This window comes from Streptomyces sp. NPDC054757 (genome assembly GCF_053612185.1).
Genome location: NZ_JBSHBW010000034.1, coordinates 43,972 through 60,703, shown reverse-complemented (window position 1 = coordinate 60,703; position 16,732 = coordinate 43,972). Strand labels below are relative to the sequence as shown.

General features: G+C 70.0%; 15 protein-coding genes. 8 read left to right on the top strand and 7 right to left on the bottom strand.

Annotated elements, in window-relative coordinates:
* The first annotated feature begins 9 nt into the window (after window positions 1-9).
* The 4 genes from ACWGKJ_RS29925 (at window position 10) to ACWGKJ_RS29910 (ending at window position 4,413) form a co-directional block, all read left to right on the top strand.
* Window positions 10-936, top strand: coding sequence for a sugar ABC transporter permease (locus ACWGKJ_RS29925; RefSeq protein ID WP_385027429.1), 927 nt, complete (start codon window positions 10-12; stop codon window positions 934-936).
* Window positions 937-1,010: 74 nt separating this feature from the next.
* Window positions 1,011-2,660, top strand: coding sequence for a glycoside hydrolase family 13 protein (locus ACWGKJ_RS29920; RefSeq protein WP_385027426.1), 1,650 nt, complete (start codon window positions 1,011-1,013; stop codon window positions 2,658-2,660).
* Window positions 2,645-3,679 (top strand): LacI family DNA-binding transcriptional regulator, encoded by a 1,035-nt coding sequence (locus ACWGKJ_RS29915; RefSeq protein ID WP_385027441.1) that lies wholly within the window; start codon window positions 2,645-2,647, stop codon window positions 3,677-3,679. Before ACWGKJ_RS29920 ends, ACWGKJ_RS29915 begins: the two co-directional genes overlap by 16 nt.
* Before the next feature lie 50 nt (window positions 3,680-3,729).
* Window positions 3,730-4,413: a DUF4230 domain-containing protein gene (locus ACWGKJ_RS29910; protein WP_385027422.1), complete on the top strand. Its 684-nt coding sequence runs from the start codon at window positions 3,730-3,732 to the stop codon at window positions 4,411-4,413.
* A 19-nt stretch (window positions 4,414-4,432) separates the two neighbouring features.
* On the opposite strand, the gene ACWGKJ_RS29905 is transcribed toward ACWGKJ_RS29910, so the two are convergent.
* Window positions 4,433-5,155 carry a TetR/AcrR family transcriptional regulator gene (locus ACWGKJ_RS29905; protein WP_453315868.1) on the bottom strand — a complete coding sequence of 241 codons (723 nt, stop codon included), beginning with the start codon at window positions 5,153-5,155 and terminating at the stop codon, window positions 4,433-4,435.
* Window positions 5,156-5,309: 154 nt separating this feature from the next.
* Window positions 5,310-6,443, bottom strand: a complete 1,134-nt coding sequence (locus ACWGKJ_RS29900) for a CaiB/BaiF CoA transferase family protein (protein WP_385027419.1) — start codon at window positions 6,441-6,443, stop codon at window positions 5,310-5,312.
* Between the two features lie 180 nt (window positions 6,444-6,623).
* On the opposite strand from ACWGKJ_RS29900, the gene ACWGKJ_RS29895 reads away from it, so the two are divergent.
* Window positions 6,624-7,808: an acyl-CoA dehydrogenase family protein gene (locus ACWGKJ_RS29895; protein WP_385027416.1), complete on the top strand. Its 1,185-nt coding sequence runs from the start codon at window positions 6,624-6,626 to the stop codon at window positions 7,806-7,808.
* Between the two features lie 118 nt (window positions 7,809-7,926).
* On the opposite strand, the gene ACWGKJ_RS29890 is transcribed toward ACWGKJ_RS29895, so the two are convergent.
* The 3 genes from ACWGKJ_RS29890 to ACWGKJ_RS29880 all read right to left on the bottom strand — a co-directional run bounded on the left by ACWGKJ_RS29890 (window position 7,927) and on the right by ACWGKJ_RS29880 (window position 9,109).
* Window positions 7,927-8,136, bottom strand: coding sequence for a site-specific integrase (locus tag ACWGKJ_RS29890; RefSeq protein ID WP_385027413.1), 210 nt, complete (start codon window positions 8,134-8,136; stop codon window positions 7,927-7,929).
* Window positions 8,137-8,347: 211 nt separating this feature from the next.
* A complete protein-coding gene (locus ACWGKJ_RS29885; protein ID WP_385027410.1) occupies window positions 8,348-8,590 on the bottom strand; it encodes a hypothetical protein in 243 nt (80 codons plus the stop codon).
* A 30-nt stretch (window positions 8,591-8,620) separates the two neighbouring features.
* Window positions 8,621-9,109 (bottom strand): glycine-rich domain-containing protein, encoded by a 489-nt coding sequence (locus tag ACWGKJ_RS29880; RefSeq protein ID WP_385027407.1) that lies wholly within the window; start codon window positions 9,107-9,109, stop codon window positions 8,621-8,623.
* A 740-nt stretch (window positions 9,110-9,849) separates the two neighbouring features.
* Here ACWGKJ_RS29880 and ACWGKJ_RS29875 point away from each other — a divergent pair.
* From ACWGKJ_RS29875 to ACWGKJ_RS29865, 3 genes are read left to right on the top strand one after another with little or no spacing between them, the layout of a single operon-like run.
* Entirely contained in the window at window positions 9,850-10,104 is a 255-nt protein-coding gene (locus ACWGKJ_RS29875) for a hypothetical protein (protein WP_385027404.1), read from the top strand.
* Window positions 10,076-10,591: a DUF6879 family protein gene (locus ACWGKJ_RS29870; RefSeq protein ID WP_385027401.1), complete on the top strand. Its 516-nt coding sequence runs from the start codon at window positions 10,076-10,078 to the stop codon at window positions 10,589-10,591. The genes ACWGKJ_RS29875 and ACWGKJ_RS29870 overlap by 29 nt, the downstream gene beginning before the upstream one ends.
* Window positions 10,592-10,605: 14 nt before the next feature.
* On the top strand, window positions 10,606-11,454 hold the full coding sequence (locus ACWGKJ_RS29865) for a helix-turn-helix domain-containing protein (RefSeq protein ID WP_385027398.1): 849 nt from the start codon (window positions 10,606-10,608) through the stop codon (window positions 11,452-11,454).
* Between the two features lie 192 nt (window positions 11,455-11,646).
* Here ACWGKJ_RS29865 and ACWGKJ_RS29860 read toward each other — a convergent pair whose 3' ends face one another.
* Entirely contained in the window at window positions 11,647-13,152 is a 1,506-nt protein-coding gene (locus ACWGKJ_RS29860; protein ID WP_385027395.1) for a helix-turn-helix domain-containing protein, read from the bottom strand.
* A gap of 186 nt (window positions 13,153-13,338) precedes the next feature.
* Entirely contained in the window at window positions 13,339-16,620 is a 3,282-nt protein-coding gene (locus tag ACWGKJ_RS29855) for a GH92 family glycosyl hydrolase (RefSeq protein WP_385027438.1), read from the bottom strand.
* Window positions 16,621-16,732 lie beyond the last annotated feature (112 nt).

Here is a 16,732-nt window from a genome sequence, read left to right as displayed (position 1 = left end):
AGATTCCCGATGACGACACAGTCGACGCAGACGACCCTCACCACAGAGACCTCACCCGCTGAGCGCACCGCGCCGGCCGTACGGCGCCCCGCCCGCGCACTCCGCCGCGACCGGCCGAGCCGCAGGGCCACCGTGCTCTCCCACACGGCGCTCGGCATCGCCAGTCTGATCGCGCTCTTCCCGATCGCCTGGCTGGCCTTCCTCTCGCTCGGCCCCGACAAGAGCGACTATCTGCACCCCGGCCGGATCTGGTCGAAGATCTCTCTCTCCAACTACTCGTTCGTGCTGGAGCACACCCGCTTCTTCACCTGGCTCGGCAATACCGCCCTGATCGCCGTCGCGACCAGCGTCATCGGTGTGTTCATGGCCGCCACCGCCGGATACGCGGTCTCCCGGATGCGGTTCCCCGGCCACAAGAAGCTGATGTGGCTGCTCCTGGTCACCCAGATGTTCCCGGTCGCCGTCCTGATGGTGCCGATGTACGTGATCCTCGCGGACCTCGGCCTCATCGACACCTTCGGCGCCCTGATCCTGGTGTACTGCTCCACCGCCGTGCCGTACTGCGCCTGGATGCTCAAGGGGTACTTCGACACCATCCCGTACGAGATCGACGAGGCGGGACGCGTCGACGGGCTGAGCCCCTTCGGCACCTTCTGGCGGCTCATCCTGCCGCTCGCCAGGCCCGGACTCGCGGTGGCCGGTTTCTACACCTGCCTGACCGCCTGGGGCGAGGTCGCCTTCGCCTCGACGTTCATGCTCGACGACAGCAAGTACACCCTCGCGGTGGGCCTCTCCAGCTTCGTCAGCGAGCACGACGCGCAGTGGAACTACATGGCGGCGACCGCCGTCCTCATCGCCATCCCCGTCTCCGTCATCTTCTACCTGGTGCAGAAGCACCTGGTCACCGGCTTGACGGCGGGCGGGACCAAGGGCTGAGCCCCGCACCCTCCCGTACGCCCTCCCGCACGCCCCATGAACGCCCCCACGCATCTGACACACCCAGGGAAGACATGACTCAGCACTCCGCCGCCCCCGCCGCCCCGTCGGCCGCCGCCCGCACCGGCTGGTGGCGGGACGCGGTGATCTACCAGGTCTATCCGCGCAGCTTCGCCGACAGCAACGGTGACGGCATGGGTGACATCGAGGGCGTCCGCAGCCGGCTGCCGTACCTGCGCGACCTCGGCGTCGACGCCGTGTGGCTCTCGCCGTTCTACGCGTCCCCACAGGCCGACGCCGGGTACGACGTCGCCGACTACCGGGCCATCGACCCCATGTTCGGCACGCTCATCGACGCCGACGCGCTGATCCGCGACGCCCACGGCCTGGGCCTGCGGATCATCGTGGACGTGGTGCCCAACCACACGTCCGACCAGTACGAGTGGTTCAGGCGCGCCATCGACGACGGCCCCTCCTCACCGCTGCGCGACCGCTACCACTTCCGCGAGGGCAAGGGCGAGAACGGCGAACTCCCGCCCAACGACTGGGAGTCCATCTTCGGCGGCCCCGCCTGGACCCGGGTCGCCGACGGCGCCTGGTACCTCCACCTCTTCGCCCCCGAGCAGCCCGACCTCAACTGGGAGCACCCGGCCGTCGCCGACGAGTTCCGCTCCATCCTGCGGTTCTGGCTCGACATGGGCGTCGACGGATTCCGGGTCGACGTCGCCCACGGTCTCGTCAAGGCGCCCGGCCTGCCCGACCTCGGCGGCACCGACCAGCTCCGGCTGCTCGGCAACGACATCATGCCCTTCTTCGACCAGGACGGCGTCCACGAGATCTACCGCTCCTGGCGCACCATCCTCGACGAGTACCCGGGCGAGCGGATAGCCGTCGCCGAGGCCTGGACGCCGACCGTGCAGCGCACCGCCCACTACGTACGCCCCGACGAGCTGCACCAGGCGTTCAACTTCCAGTATCTCGGCACCCATTGGGACGCGGCCGAGCTGCGCGAGGTCATCGATGTGTCGCTGGCCGCGATGCGCCCGGTGGGCGCGCCCGCCACCTGGGTGCTCTCCAACCATGACGTCACCCGGCACACCACCCGCTTCGCCAACCCGCCGGCCGGCACCCAGATCCGCACCCCCGGCGACCGCGAACTGGGCCTGCGGCGGGCCCGCGCCGCGACCCTGCTGATGCTGGCCCTGCCCGGCTCCGCCTACCTCTACCAGGGCGAGGAGCTGGGCCTCCCCGACGTCACCGACCTGCCCGACGAGGTCAGGCAGGACCCGTCGTTCTTCCGCGCGGCCGGCCAGGACGGCTTCCGCGACGGCTGCCGGGTGCCGCTCCCCTGGACCGCGGAAGGATCCTCGTACGGCTTCGGCAGCGGCGGCAGCTGGCTCCCGCAGCCCGCGAGCTGGGGCGCGCTGAGCGTCGAGACGCAGACCGGCGACCCCGCGTCCACCCTGGAGCTGTACCGCAGCGCGCTCGCCGCCCGCCGTGAGCTGCTGGGGCTCGGCGCCGGGGAGTCCGTGGACTGGCTCCCCGGTACCCCGGACGGCGTGCTGGCCTTCGCCCGCCCCGGGTTCCGCTGCACGGTCAACACCACCGGCAGCCCGGTACGCCTGCCCGTACCCGGCCGGATGGTCCTTGCCAGCACCGAAGTCCCCCTGGAAGGCGATGAGTTCGAGCTGCCGTCGGACGCCACCGTCTGGTGGTCGGTGTGACCGCACCTCCCCGGCTCGCGCACATCGCCGCGCAGGCCGCCGTCAGCGAGGCCACGGTGAGCCGGGTGCTCAACGGGAAGCCGGGCGTCGCGGACACCACCCGGCAGCGGGTGCTCGCGGCGCTCGACATCCTCGGCTACGAACGCCCGGTACGGCTGCGCCAGCGCAGCGCGGGCCTCATCGGCCTGGTGACGCCCGAGCTGACCAACCCCATCTTCCCGGCCTTCGCCCAGGCCGTGGAGCAGGTGCTCGTGGGATACGGCTACACCCCGGTCCTCTGTACGCAGATGCCGGGCGGCGCCACCGAGGACGAACTGGTCGAGCAGCTGGTGGAGCGCGGCGTCGGCGGCATTGTGTTCCTCTCGGGACTGCACGCCGACACCTCGGCCGACCCGGCGCGCTACGCGGGTCTCACGGAGCGCGGGGTGCCGTTCGTCCTGATCAACGGCTACAACGAACGGATCAGCGCGCCGTTCGTCTCGCCCGACGACCATGCGGCGGCCCATATGGCCGTACGCCATCTCGCGGACCTCGGGCACCGCAGGATCGGTCTGGCGGTCGGGCCGCCGCGCTATGTGCCCTCGCGCCGCAAGCGCGAGGGGTTCATCGAGGCGCTGTCGGCCCGGCTCGGCCAGTCCGCCGACGAGGCCGAAGCCCTGGTCCAGCACACCCTGTTCAGCGTCGAGGGCGGCCGGGCGGCGGCGGGCGCCCTGTTCGACCAGGGGTGCACGGCCGTGGTCTGCGGCAGCGACCTGATGGCGCTGGGCGTCGTCCGGGCGGCCCGCGAGCGCGGTCTCGAAGTCCCCGACGACGTCTCCGTGGTCGGCTTCGACGACTCGCAGCTGATCGCCTTCACCAGCCCGCCGCTGACGACGGTCCGCCAGCCGGTCCAGGCGATGGCAGCGGCGGCGGTGGGCACGCTCCTGGAGGAGATCGGCGGAAACCCGGTACAGCGCACGGAGTTCGTCTTCCAGCCCGAGCTGGTGGTACGCGGATCGACGGCCGGCCGGCCCGGCTGATCGGGCCGACCCGGCGGAGTGTTCATGGTGTACGGGGGCATCCGGACCCCATGACGCTGACCGAAGGAGAGACGGACCAGGAGCGGCGCCGCACGAGCGGCCGCTCCTGGTGGATCAAAGCACCGGTGGCCGTGGTCCTGGTGCTCGCGCTGCTGCTGCTCGGCAGCAGGCTCGACCTGCTGCCGGGGATCGGCGACGTATTCGGCGAGAAGACCCAGGACCGGTCGGGCCCCGCACTGCTCAAGTCGATCCAGGACATGAGCCGGTACGAGGCCGCGTCCGGGAACTTCCAGGTCGTGGTCGACCTGGAGAAGGACACCAAGTTCCTGCCGGACGCGATCCGCGGCTCCCGGATGCTGTACGTCGGAGCGGGCGCCGTCGGCTCCTATGTCGACCTCGGCAAGACCGCGGGGAACGGGGTCACCGTGAACAAGGACCGCACCGCCGCCACCCTGCGGCTGCCGCACGCGGTGCTCGCCGAGCCCGCCATCGACCCGGACCGCTCGTACGCCGTCTCCAAGCAGCGCGGGCTGCTCGACCGGCTCGGCGACTTCTTCTCGGACAACCCCAACAACGAGCACGCCGTACAGAAGCTCGCGGCGCAGCACATCGGTGAGGCGGCCAAGGACAGCGGTCTGGTGGCACGCGCCGAGAAGAACACCACCAGCATGCTCCAGGGCCTGCTGCACTCGCTGGGGTTCAAGCGGGTCACGGTGGTCTACGGCACACCCTGACCGGGCGGGCCCTCGGTCCTCAGCCCCGCTGGGCGGGGAGTTCCGCCTCGGGCAGCGGCGCCAGGGCGAGCAGCCGGCCGACCAGCTCCCCGAACGGCCCGTCGGCGGGCTCCTCGCTCAGGATCCGCCGTACGACCGCCGCCATCGCTTCGTCGTAGGCGGCGCTCACCGCGGCCAGCGCCGCGAAGTCGTGCACCAGCTGCAACTCCAGCTCGGCGCGGGGGATGCTCCGCCCGTCGAGCCAGATCAGCGCGGTCGACTCGGCGAGCGACACCCACGACCGGACGACCAACTGGAGCCTGGCGGGCGGGTCCTGGACTTCCAGATGAGAGAGGATCTGGAGATACGCGGCGGTGCGGACCTCGTCGATCATCGCGTTGGTGGTGGTGGAACCCACGGCCGGGCCGCCGCGCATCAGCGCCGCGAAGCCGGGCCCGTGCTCTTCGACGAAGTCGAAGAACCGCTCCATCACCCGCAGCAGCCGCGCCCCCAGCGGCCCTTCACGCGGCTCGACGAACCGCTCGGCCAGCTCGTCGGCCGCGCGGCGCAGGGCCGCCTCGTACAGACTCTGCTTGCCGGGGAAGTAGTGGTAGACGAGCGGCCGTGAGATCCCCGCGGCCGCGGCTATCTCGTCGATGGAGACATCGTCGGGGGAGCGGTGGCTGAACAGGTCGAGGGCGACACTGATCAGCTGCTGCCTGCGCTCTTCGACGCCCATTCTGCGGCGTACCCCGGTCGTCATGGGAACAGGGTACCGACTGCGGTGGCGCCGGGCGTTGGCCGTACCGGGACGTGCTGCGCCGCCGGGGCCCGGTGTGGGCGGGGCGCGGGCGGACTGCCGGGCCGGGCGCGGGCGGACCGGCGGGACCCGGCACGGGACCCTGCCGCGTGGCAGTTCAACCGGTGAGCCAGTCGTGGAGCACCTCGTCGTGGTGCGCGTCGAGGCCGGGGGTGGTGGACGGCGCGGCCTCGGGTGCGCCCTGGAACGCCACGGGCTGTCGCAGCGCCGTCATCCCGGCCAGCGCCGGATGCCGGAAACCGCCGGTGACGCCCCGCGGGCGGACGCTGTCGATGGCCTCCTGGAGATCCCGCACCGGGCCCGCCGGGACGCCCTGCTCCCCGGCGAGGGCGACGACTTCGGCCGCGGAGCGCTGCCGTGTCCACTCCTCGATGGTGGCGCGGACCTCCGGTTCATGGGCCGTGCGCGCCTCGTCGGTGCGGTAGACGGGGTGGCCGGCCAGGTCGGGGCGCCCGATCAGCTCAAGGAGCCGGTGGAAGGTGCGGTCGTTGGCCGCGGCCAGGACCACCGGTGCGTCGGCCGCACGGTAGACACCGAACGGGGTGGAGACCGGGTGCCGGTTGCCGACCCGGGTGGGCGGTGCGCCTTCGGCGGCCAGCAGGCTGGCGCTGGTGAGCTGGAGCGAGACCATCGCGTCCAGCATGGCGATGTCCAGGTGCTGGCCCCGCCCGGTGCGCTCCCGTTCGACCAGCGCCGCGCAGACCGCCCACGAGCCGTAGAGCCCCGCCTGCAGATCGGCGATGGACTCACCGACCTTGGTCGGCTCGCCGTCCGGGCTGCCGGTGGTCTCCATGATCCCCGACATGGCCTGGATGATCAGGTCGTAGGCGGGGCGCGCGGACAGGGGGCCCGACTGCCCGAACCCGGAGATACTCGCGTACACCAGCCGGGGGTTGTGGGCGAGCAGCGCGTCCGCGCCGATGCCGAGCCGGTCGGCGACCCCCGGGCGGAAGTTCTCCACGAGTACGTCCGCCCGCGCTGCCAGCGACCACAGCGTCTCCAGGTCCCGGGGGTCCTTGAGGTCGAGTGCGATGCTCCGCTTGTCCCGGTTGAGCATCGCGAAGTAGACGCTGACGTCCTGGGCGAAAGGCCCGAGCCGCCGGGTGTCGTCGCCGCCGGGCGGCTCGACCTTGACCACATCGGCACCGACGTCGGCCAGCAGGGACGTACAGAACGGGCCGGCGAGTACCCGTGACAGATCCAGCACCCGGATGCCGCTCAACGCGGGCATGGCAACTCCTCGGTTCGACTGCACTGAACGCTTCGACGAACGCTTCGACGAAGGTTTCGACAGCACCGAACGCTAGGAGCGCGGACCTCCCGGGGATATGTGCACAGCCACGGAGAACGGCACCGATACTGTGCAGGCGCACATGGCGGCGGGCGGTGGGCCGGTGACTGACTTGGTGCCATGAGCACCTCCGAACAGACACCGCAGCAACAGACACCGCAGGAACAGCCGCCGTATCGGATGCCCGCCGAGTACGAGGACTTCCGGGCCTCCGTACGCGCCTTCGCCGAGGACCGGATCCGGCCACTGGCGGACCGGGCGGACGCCGATGACGTCTTCTCGGCCGACGGTTACGCGGAACTCGTCTCCGCCGGATTCCACGCGCTGGGCGTCCCCGAACAGTACGAAGGGGCGGGCGCCGACACGCTGGCGCAGGCCATCGCCATCGAGGAGGTGGCACGGGTGTCCGCGGGCATCTCCACCGTCCTGAGCTCCAACAAGCTCGGCGTCACCCCGCTGCTGCTCGCCGGGAGTGCCGCACAGCGCGAGCGGTATCTGCCCCGAGTGGCCTCGGGCGAGGCGCTGTGCGCGTACGCGATCTCCGAGCGCGAGGCGGGCAGCGATGTCGCCGCGATGACCTGCCGTGCGGTGCCCGACGGCGATGGCTGGCGGCTCACCGGCACCAAGAGCTGGATCACATCGGCGGGCGAGGCCGCCGTGCTGATCGTGTTCGCGGTCACCGATCCCGCCCTGGGCAAGCGCGGTATCTCCGCGTTCGTGGTCGAGGCGACCGACGAAGGCGTCTCCTACGGCGCCCCGGAACGCAAGATGGGCCTGCACGGATCGGTCACCAAGGAGGTCCACTTCGACGGCGTCCGCCTCCCGGCCGACCGGCTGCTCGGCGACGAGGGGCGCGGGCTGCGACTGGCACTGGCGACGCTGGACCACACCCGGATCTCCATCGCGGCCCAGGCCGTGGGCATCGCCCAGGGCGCCCTGGACTACGCGGCGGACTACGTACGCGAGCGCCGCCAGTTCGGCAGGCCGGTCGCCGAGTTCCAGGGCGTCCAGTTCATGATCGCCGACATGGCGATGCACATCGAGGCGGCCCGCACGCTGACCTACCGCGCGGCGGCGGCCTCCCAGTGCGGCTCGTCGGACCTCACCTTCCTCGGCGCCGCCGCCAAGTGCCTCGCGTCCGACACGGCGATGAGGGTCACGACCGACGCGGTCCAGCTGCTGGGAGGCGCGGGCTATGTCCGCGACCACCCGGTGGAACGGATGATGCGTGACGCGAAGATCACCCAGATTTATGAAGGCACGAATCAGGTGCAGCGGATCGTGATGGCGCGGAACCTGCCGTAACTGGGTTTTTGCATTTCAGCGGTCGTTCTCGACGCTCGCGGCCCGTGATCGGCTACCTGTCCGTTCGGGACTGTTTCGGGCCGGTCATGGGCGTAATGGGTCGTTCGTATGGGCTCCCTCAGGCGACTTCCGCCTGTCCATCGGTGGGGTCGTCCGCGCCGGGCGTCAGCATGCTCGCGATGGCCGCCCGCCCGCGCTGCTCGGCTCCTTCGAAGATGTAGTGGTAGTGCTCCCCGAGCACGTCCGTGGAGCTGCGACCCATCCAGTCGGCCACACCGTTCTCCGGGACGCCCGCGTACAGCAGGCGCGATCCGTAGTAGTGCCGCATGGAATGCGGCTTGGAGGTACTCCCGTACGTGGGTGCATCGGCTGTTGAGGTCAAGGAACTGCCCGAAATCGTCGTCACCGTGGAACGGGAAGGAAAGGCCGGTCGGCCGAAGACCGTTTTCGCGCGTTGCTCTGAACCGCTCGAACGAACCAAAGAACACCTCTGCCATTCGCGGCAGGGGCGTTCTTTTGTTGGTCGGCGTCGCAGGCGGTCACTCGTTCTTGGGAGGGATCACGAATCCCCGCGTCGGTCCCGGCTCCGGTTTCTCCTCCGGGAACTTGGCGGCCACAGATGCCAGTGCATCAGCTGTCACGTCCCGGCGCGTGGCAGGGTCGGCCTTGTCGTACACGCGCCAGGGCCCCGCCGTGTTCTCCGGGTCCTCGGGTGCGACTACGCCGGGGATTTTCAACTGCCTCAGTACGGCGTCAACTTGCCGGGCCTGCTCAGCGTTCACGCTTCCGCCTTCCGTCTGCTCGCGGCCAGCCTAGCTACCGCCACTGCCCGAGCAGTGCGAAGCGCACTTGCCCGGATTGATCGGGCCGCAGCCGCCGGGCTTGGGCGTGTGGGAGCAGTTGGCTGCCACCGATACCAGGGCTGTGGCCGGGCCCGTCCACAGTTCGCTGTCCACGGTGTGCCCGGCCTGCTCGATGATGGCCACCGTACGAGTGAGCGCGTGATCGTCGTGTCGCTCGACGTCGGGACGCTCGGGCCAGTGATGCACGAACCGCCCCAGGTGCTCGCACAGTTTCCCGTACAGGTTCGTATGCAGGATCAGGGCGTGCCACCCCTCGTCCACCACGTTGGAGGGCGTGATCTTGACGGTCGGGAACTGCGCTGCGGCATCCATGAACTTGAGCGCTTCCACTACGATCCGCTCGGCCGTAGCCTCCTTCATGCCGGGGTTGTTGTCGATGACGGTGGCGACGACACCCTCGAACGCGGCAGGGGTGAGTAATGCGCGTACGTCGTGCATGGGCGTTCCTCCCTGTTGTGGGGTTTCACAGCCCACCCCGGTAGCTCGACTCGCCAAAGTTTCCGCTGCCGGGGTGGGATAGCCCGGTGGTTCGTCACGGGGTCGACGGACGCACCGGAGTCTCCTCAATCCGTTGCACGGAATCCGGCGAGACCAGCCACTCAGCGCCTCCGGACTCAGGCCATATAAACGCTGTCGGGCGCTTCCGGCGGTCCTGCGGCAGGTGGGCGGGGTCCTCGAAGTCCGGGATCACATCACGCAGAACTCCGACCCTGCCCCACGCATCCGTGACGAGGGCCCCGATGTCTCGGGCCGTGACCATCAGTGGTCCTCCGGATGCCGTCGCAGGAAGACGTTGCAGTCCGGCACTGTGGTCATGTCGCCCACCCTCGCGCGGTCTCGCGCGTTGGCCGGCTCTGTACATCCAGCGCAGCGCGGCACGGGGGTGGGCTTCAGGTCTGCAGTCAGTGAAAGCTCTACCGGCCCGCTCGGACAGGTTCTCGGCTCACTCATGCCGATACCCCCAGCCCCCTCCGCCGTTTTCATCCCGCTCGCCATGCTGGCCTCCCGATCGATTCCGCGTCGATGTGGCGACCGTAGGAAGCCGGGAGGACCGGGCTCCACAAACTTGCATGAGCTTGCACGTCAATTCATTTGGCGCGTTGCGGTATTGACGCTCTCTTCCCAGTTCAAAGAGGCTGGTGCAAGTCCAAGCAAGTGCCTCGACCAGGGAGCCTGCCGTGGCCGTAGAGTTCTTTGGGATTGACCCCGACACCGATCGGGACCACTGCCCCACCGTGTGGGCGGACGCGGAAGCACAGGAGGTCTTGTTGCAGGGGTGGAAGCCAACCCCCGGGACTCAGGCGGACTGTGAGGCGACCAGCCCCGCGAACGGCTCAGTACCCGAGACTGAGGCAATCGTCAGGATTCCGGCCAGGATGATTCCGATGATCAGGGAGGCGTGTGATGCCGTCGAGCGTGCCCAGCTTCGCTGAGCTGCTTGGCCGGTGCGAGCGGTCCGCCGTTCATCTGGAGTTGCGCGACTCCTACGCCGCCACGGACCGGTTCGAGGCGTGGAAGCAGGGGGAACGGATCAACTGGCAGGACCGCGAGTCCTGGTGGCACCCCTACGACCAGTTGATCGCTGACACCGTCGCCAGGGGTGTGGTGATCCGAAGGGCGCGAGTGATCTCCGAGCCGGTGTCGGAGTACATCCGCTGGGAGCACTACGTCACCTACGCCAACGTCACCGCGGGGGAGCAAGTCCGCTGGCTTCCCCGGCCGCACGCCACAACCATCCCCCTTCCGGGAAATGACTTCTGGCTGTTCGATGACACCCTTCTCCGGGTGCACCACTTCTCGGGTGACGGTGCGGTGGTGCAGGACGAGATCACGGCCGATCCGGAGGCAGTGAAGCTGTGCTCCGCCGCATTTGAGACGGTCTGGGAGCGAGGGATCCCGCACCACCAGTACAAGGTCTGACGAAAGCCGGCTCCATGCCTCCGCACCCCTCCGCACGTGTTCAGAAGGCCCGCGAAGCCCTGGCCGGCCGGCTACGCGAGATCCGAAAGGACGCGGGGATCAGTGGGCGGGAGCTGGCCGTCAGGTGCGGTTGGTCGGAATCGAAGTCGTCCCGGATCGAGAACGCCAAGACGCCTCCGTCCGATGTGGATATCAGGGCATGGTGTCGGGCCTGTGATGCCGAGGACCAGGCCCCGGATCTGGTGGCGACCAACCGGCAGTCCGCGGAAGCGCATGTGGAGTGGAAGCGAGTCCAGCGGACCGGCCTCCGGCGGCTCCAGGAGAGCATCGGCGACCTCTACCAACAAACCAGGACCTTCCGTGTCTACGTATCCGACGTGATCCCTGGCTTCCTTCAGACACCGGGGTACGCCTCCGCCTTGCTGACCTCCATCGCGGATTTCCGAGGAACACCGGACGACGTGAGCGACGCCGTGGCGGCCCGCATGCGGCGTAACGAGGTGCTGAGCAAGGGCGGGCACCGGTTCTCTTTCGCACTGGAAGAGTCGGTGCTGCGCTACCGGTTGTGCAGCGCCGAAACCATGGCAGCCCAGCTCGGCCACCTGCTCGGGATCATGGACCTTCATAACGTCGCCGTGGGCATCGTCCCGTTCTCGGAGCAACGGTCAGTGTGGCCCATGCCCACCTTCACGATCTTCGACGACAGCCGGGTGCACGCAGACACGTTGGATGCTGCGTCCACTCTCACGCAGCCCAGTCAGGTCGAGCTGTACGCCCGCGCCTTTGAACGTCTCTCGCAGGGCGCGACACGAGGCGCGGCAGCACGCTCCCTCATCGCGGACGCGGTGGCGTCGCTGGGCTGACCGGCAACGGAGACACCTCACGTGTGGCTGATCCTGGGCAAATGCTGGGGAAGCACCCTGTGAAGGGTGTGTTTACGCAGGCCAGAGCGGTAGAGGCTGTAAAGCACCCAGATCTACGAGGGCACCAACCAGATCCAGCGGGTGGTCATGGCGCGGCAGGTGCTGGGGGGCTGAACCGCCCCCGGGCGCCCGTCAGTCGTCCTGGTCACCGGCCGGCCCCAGCACCTGCAGCGCCAGCCAGAGTTCCAGCCGGTCCTGGGTCGCCGTGAGCCGTCTGCCCAGGAGCCGTTCGATCTGGCCGAGCCGGTAGCGCAGCGAGTTGCGGTGCAGATTGAGGGCACGGCAGGTCTCCGTGACCGAGCCGTCGTGGGCCAGGTAGCTGCGCACGGTGGCCTCCAGGGCCGCGCCGTGCGCCTCGTCGTAACGCCGTACGGGTTCGAGCAGGCTGGTCGCCAGCTCCGTCAGAGGCAGATCGGCGCTGCTCAGCAGCAGCCCCGGCAGCGAGAGGGTGCGGCACTCCTGCACCCCGGGGCCCTGACGCTGGGCCTGCCGGGCCTCGTGGTAACCGATACGGATACCGTCCGGCCCCTGGTGCGCCCCGCTCACACCGACCGCCACGGACGGGGATCCCGGGCCGCCGCCGATGTGGTGCAGCAGCCGCTCGGCGACGGACCGGGCGTCGCCGTCCGCCGGGACGAGTACGACGATGCCGTCGTCCAGCGGGCACATCGGGTACGGGTCGGACTGCCCGCGCAGCAGCGCCGCCAGGTCGAGGGGCCGCTGCCGCAGCAGGGAGGCGGCCTGGCCGGAACTGGCCACGACCACCCGGTGGCCGGCCCGCGGATCCACCCCGATCCGGCTCAGCTTGCGCTCCGCCTCGTTGCCCCGCAGCCCGTGGTGCAGGATGTCCGCGACGACCTGCCCGACCAGTTCACGGCGCCCGGAGAGCAGCGCCTGGCGGCGTGCGATCTCCAGGCCGGCCAGACCGGCCACCGGTGCCAGCAGGGTGACCTGCTCGTCGGGGCCCCGGGCCACCAGGTAACCGGCGACGGTGCCGTCCGCGCGTACCGGGAAGGACACCAGGCCGGGAGCGTCCGCACTCGGGGTGTCCGAAGCGGCGGCGACTTCGCCGACGGGCCACCGTGCCGACCGGGGATGCTGTTCGAGTACCGTGCCGGCCGGGTCGATGACGGCCACATCGGCGCCAAGCCTGCGGGCCAGCAGCGAGACCAGATGGCGCAGTCCACGCCCCGCGAGCAGGGCGCCGGTGATCTCGTCCTGGAGCCGGATCATCAGCCGGGTGCGGGCGTACTGCTCCGCGAAGATCCGGTCCGCCGCCCACCGGCTGATCTGGATGAACGGGATCTCCACCGGGGAAGTCAGCAGCGCGAGCCCATGGCGTTCGGCGGCGGCCCGCAGCCCGGCGGGAACCCGGTGGTGGACCAGGCCGATCCCCACACACACCGCCGCGACCGGCACCGCCACCAGATCACGCACCAGCCGGTCCCACTGGGCTCGGGTACGTCTGCGCAGCGCGGTGGTCAGCACCAGTTCGCCGCCGCGCAGGAAGGGGACCGGGTCCTCCAGCTCCGTGGTGGACGACCAGCTGACCGGCACGTCCGGCCAGGAGCCTGGAGAGGTGACCGCGGTCAGCCGCAGTTCACGCTGGGCCAGCATTTCGGATGCGAGGACAGGCACCGGGCCAGGGTGCCACAGCCGGTCCGTACACCGGGGGCGTGGTGCACGGGGGCTGGGCCGGGGAAGTGGCGAACGGCCGGGAGACGGCGAAGGCCGGGGAAAGGCGAACGGGCCGCCGCGGCACGCAATCCGTGCCGCGACGGCCCGCCGGCCGGTGGACGTTCCTGTCCGCCGGTGGCCGCCCCGTCAGGCGGTGGCCACCGCGAAGACGTGCAGCACGCCGCCGTCCGTCTTCGACGGCAGCGTCACGCTCGCCAGCTGCTTGCCCGCCTGGAGCGTGATCGGCGCGGTCGCGAAGATCTCGGTGCCGACCGGGTCCTTGCCGCCGCCCTGGACATCGCGGTAATCGGTGTGGACCGCCACCGTGTTGCCGAACGACGGCTTGTCCTTGCCGCCGCCCAGCGTCCAGTCGCTGAAGCCGATGTCCGCCTTCTGCGTGGTGCCGTCGGTGTACGTCAGCGTCGCCGTACCGCTGGCCGAACCCTCCGCCGCGCTGCCCAGCAGGCTGAGCCTGGTGGCGCCTTCGGCGGACGGGACGTTGAGCACCTGCGGGGTGTCACCGGCCACCTCGATGTTGTCGGGGTCCCCGGCTGCCACCTTCGGCCAGCTGAAGTCGAAGCCGCCCGACGAGACCGTGGAGCCCGGCGCCGCGCCCGCGGCGGCCAGGGCCGGGCCCGAGTAACTCCAGCCCTCACCGTCGAAGTTGGCCTGCGGGTTGTTGTCGTCGGAGGAGATGGCCGTGCTGTTCCGGTTCCAGAGCATGCTGTTCTTCTCGGCGACGGTCACCGCGACCGACGTCTTCGGAAGCTCCTTGCCCGCCGACGACTTCAGCGTGACCGGGACCGTGTAGCGGCCCTCCGCCGTGCCCGAAGCGGCCGAGACGGAGAGCTTCGCGCTCACCGAACCGCCCGCCGGGACCGTGAAGTCGCCCTGCGCGGGCTTCACCGTGACACCGGCCGGCGGCGTCGCAGTCCAGTGCACCTTGGTGGCCTTGTCCTCCAGCGTCTGCACCTTGACCGTGGTGTCCGCACCGGCCGAGCCGGGCTCGATCTTCAGCTGCTCGGGGGTGGCACCGGTGAAGTACTTCACACCGCCGCCCGGGAAGGACGGCGGGGCGTCGGCCGCCGAGGTGCCCCACGTGGTGTCCGCCTTCGCGCCCAGCGTGTAGTCCAGGGTGCCGCCGCGGGTGACCAGCGAGGCAGGGACCCAGGGCTTGGTGGACTTGCGGCCGTTGACCTTCAGCCCGTGGATGTAGCTGTTGTCCGCCGATGCGGCGGGGGCGTTGACGGTGATGGTCCGCCCGTGCCCGGTGTGCACCACCGCGTGCGGGAACAGCGGCGCCGAGAGGGTCAGGTCGGCGCGGCTCGGGTTCTGCGGGTACATGCCGAGCGCCGAGAAGACGTACCAGGACGACATGGTCCCGGCGTCGTCGTTACCGGGGATACCGCCCGGGGTGTCGGTCCACAGCTGGTCCATCTCCGCGCGGACGGTCTCCTGCGTCTTGTACGGGGCGCCCAGGTAGTCGTACAGATAGGGCGCGTTGATGTCCGGCTCGTTGGTCGCGTCGTACCGCGTGTCGTCCTTCGCGGAGAAGTCGAACTTGCCGTCCGGCGTACGGAAGAAGGCGTCGAGCCGCTTCGCCGCCGCGTCCTTGCCGCCCATCGCGGACGCCAGGCCCGCCACGTCCGAGTACACCATCCAGGTGTAGCGGGCGCTGGTCCCCTCGACGAAGCCGCTGCCGGTGCCGGGGGTGAAGGTGCCCGCCCAGGTGCCGTCGGACTTGCGGTCGCGGATGTAGCCGCCCTGCGGGGTGGCGTTGGCGTCGAAGACGTTGGTCCAGTTGCCCGAGCGGTCCAGGAACTTCTTCGCGTCGGCGCTCTTCCCGGTCTGCCGGGACAGCTCGGAAAGCCCGTAGTCGGCCGCCGCGTCCTCCAGCGTCTCCGCCGCGCCGCCCCAGCAGTGGCAGTTGTCGGCCGGTACGTACCCGAGCTTCAGGTATTTGTCGAGCGCGGGGCGCTGGCCCACGCACTCCACGTTGCAGCCCGAGCTGTCGGAGTCGTTCGCCGTCGGTACGGTCGCCGCCTTGACCAGGGACTTCAGCGCACCCTTGACGTCGAAGTCATGGCCGCCGAAGGCATAGATCCCGGCGAGCGCCGCATCGGACGGGTCGCCCGACATCACGCTCGTCTTGCCGTTCTCCAGGAGCCAGCGGTCCCACTCGCCGCCGCGCTGGCCCGCGTAGTTGTAGAGCGACTGCGCGTAGTCGCTGCCCGCCCGCGGGTTGAGCAGCGTCAGGAGCTGCACCTGGGCGCGGTACTGGTCCCAGCCGGAGAAGGTGCCGTACTGCGCTTTCTGCCCCCTGGCCAGCCGGTGCGGCTTGCGGTCGGCGCCCAGATAGCGGCCGTCGACGTCGCTGGTCAGTGTCGGCTCCAGCATGGAGTGGTAGAGCGCGGTGTAGAAGGTCGAGCGCTGGGCGTCGCTGCCGCCGCCCACCTCGACCGACCTCAGCACCTTGTTCCAGGCCCTGGCCGCCTGCGACTTCACCGAGCCGAAGCTCTTGTGGGGCCCGTTCTCGGCGCGCAGGTTCGCCTCGGCATTCCGCGCGCTGACATAGGAGACGGCGACCTTGGCCTGAGCCTTCGTGGTCCCGTCGGCGAAGGTGATGTACGCGCCGGAGCCCTTGCCCTCCACCGCGTTGCCGGACGAGCTGTAGCCCGTACCGCCGGAGGCCGATGTGGAGCCGGGGCTGACCGTGCTGTCCTTCCACGTGCCGACCTTGGCGAACGCCTTGTCGAAGTGCGCGGTGAAGTACAGCGTGTACAGGTCGTGCCGGTTGTTCGCGCTCTGCGGACCGCAGAAGTTGCCCGCGGTGACGGAGCCCGTCACCGTCCGGGCCTTCTTGTCGATCTTCACGGTGGCGTCCGTGCTGCCGCTCTCCGAGTTCGATGTGCGGAAGAGCATGCTGGCGGGCTTGGACTTGGGGAAGCCGAACTGCCCGGTGCCGGTCCGCGCCGTCGTGGTGAGCGCGGCGGACGCGCCGTTGTCCAGGCCGACCTGGTAAGAGCCGGGCGATGCGCTCTCGTTGTCGTGCGAGAAGGTGCTGGCGTACTTCGCGTCGGTGGTGTCCGCGCTGGGCGAGGAGTCCACATCGCCGGTGTACGGCATGATCGGGATGTCGCCGTTCGCACCCGAGCAGCCCACGCCGTTGAGGTGGGTGAGGCTGAAGCCGCGGATCTTCTTGGCGTCGTACTGGTAGCCGCCGGGCGCGGGTGTGGAGACCTGCTTGCCCTTGGAGTTCTGCGGGCTCCAGGCCAGCATCCCGAAGGGCTGCACCGCGCCCGGGTAGGTGTTGCCCGCGTTGGCGGAACCGATCAGCGGGTGGACGTACGCCACCGGATCCCTGACGGTGCCGTGCGCGGATGCGGCCGATGCCGGGGCGGCGGTGGCCGCCATCCCCAGGGCGGCCATGGCGGTCACCACGACGGAGCTGAGCGCTCTCGTCCCGGTGCGCGTCCGACGGCTGTGCGTGTCTGACACCCGTTCCTGCCCTTCGTGTGTGACGGACGGTCAACGCGCCCGG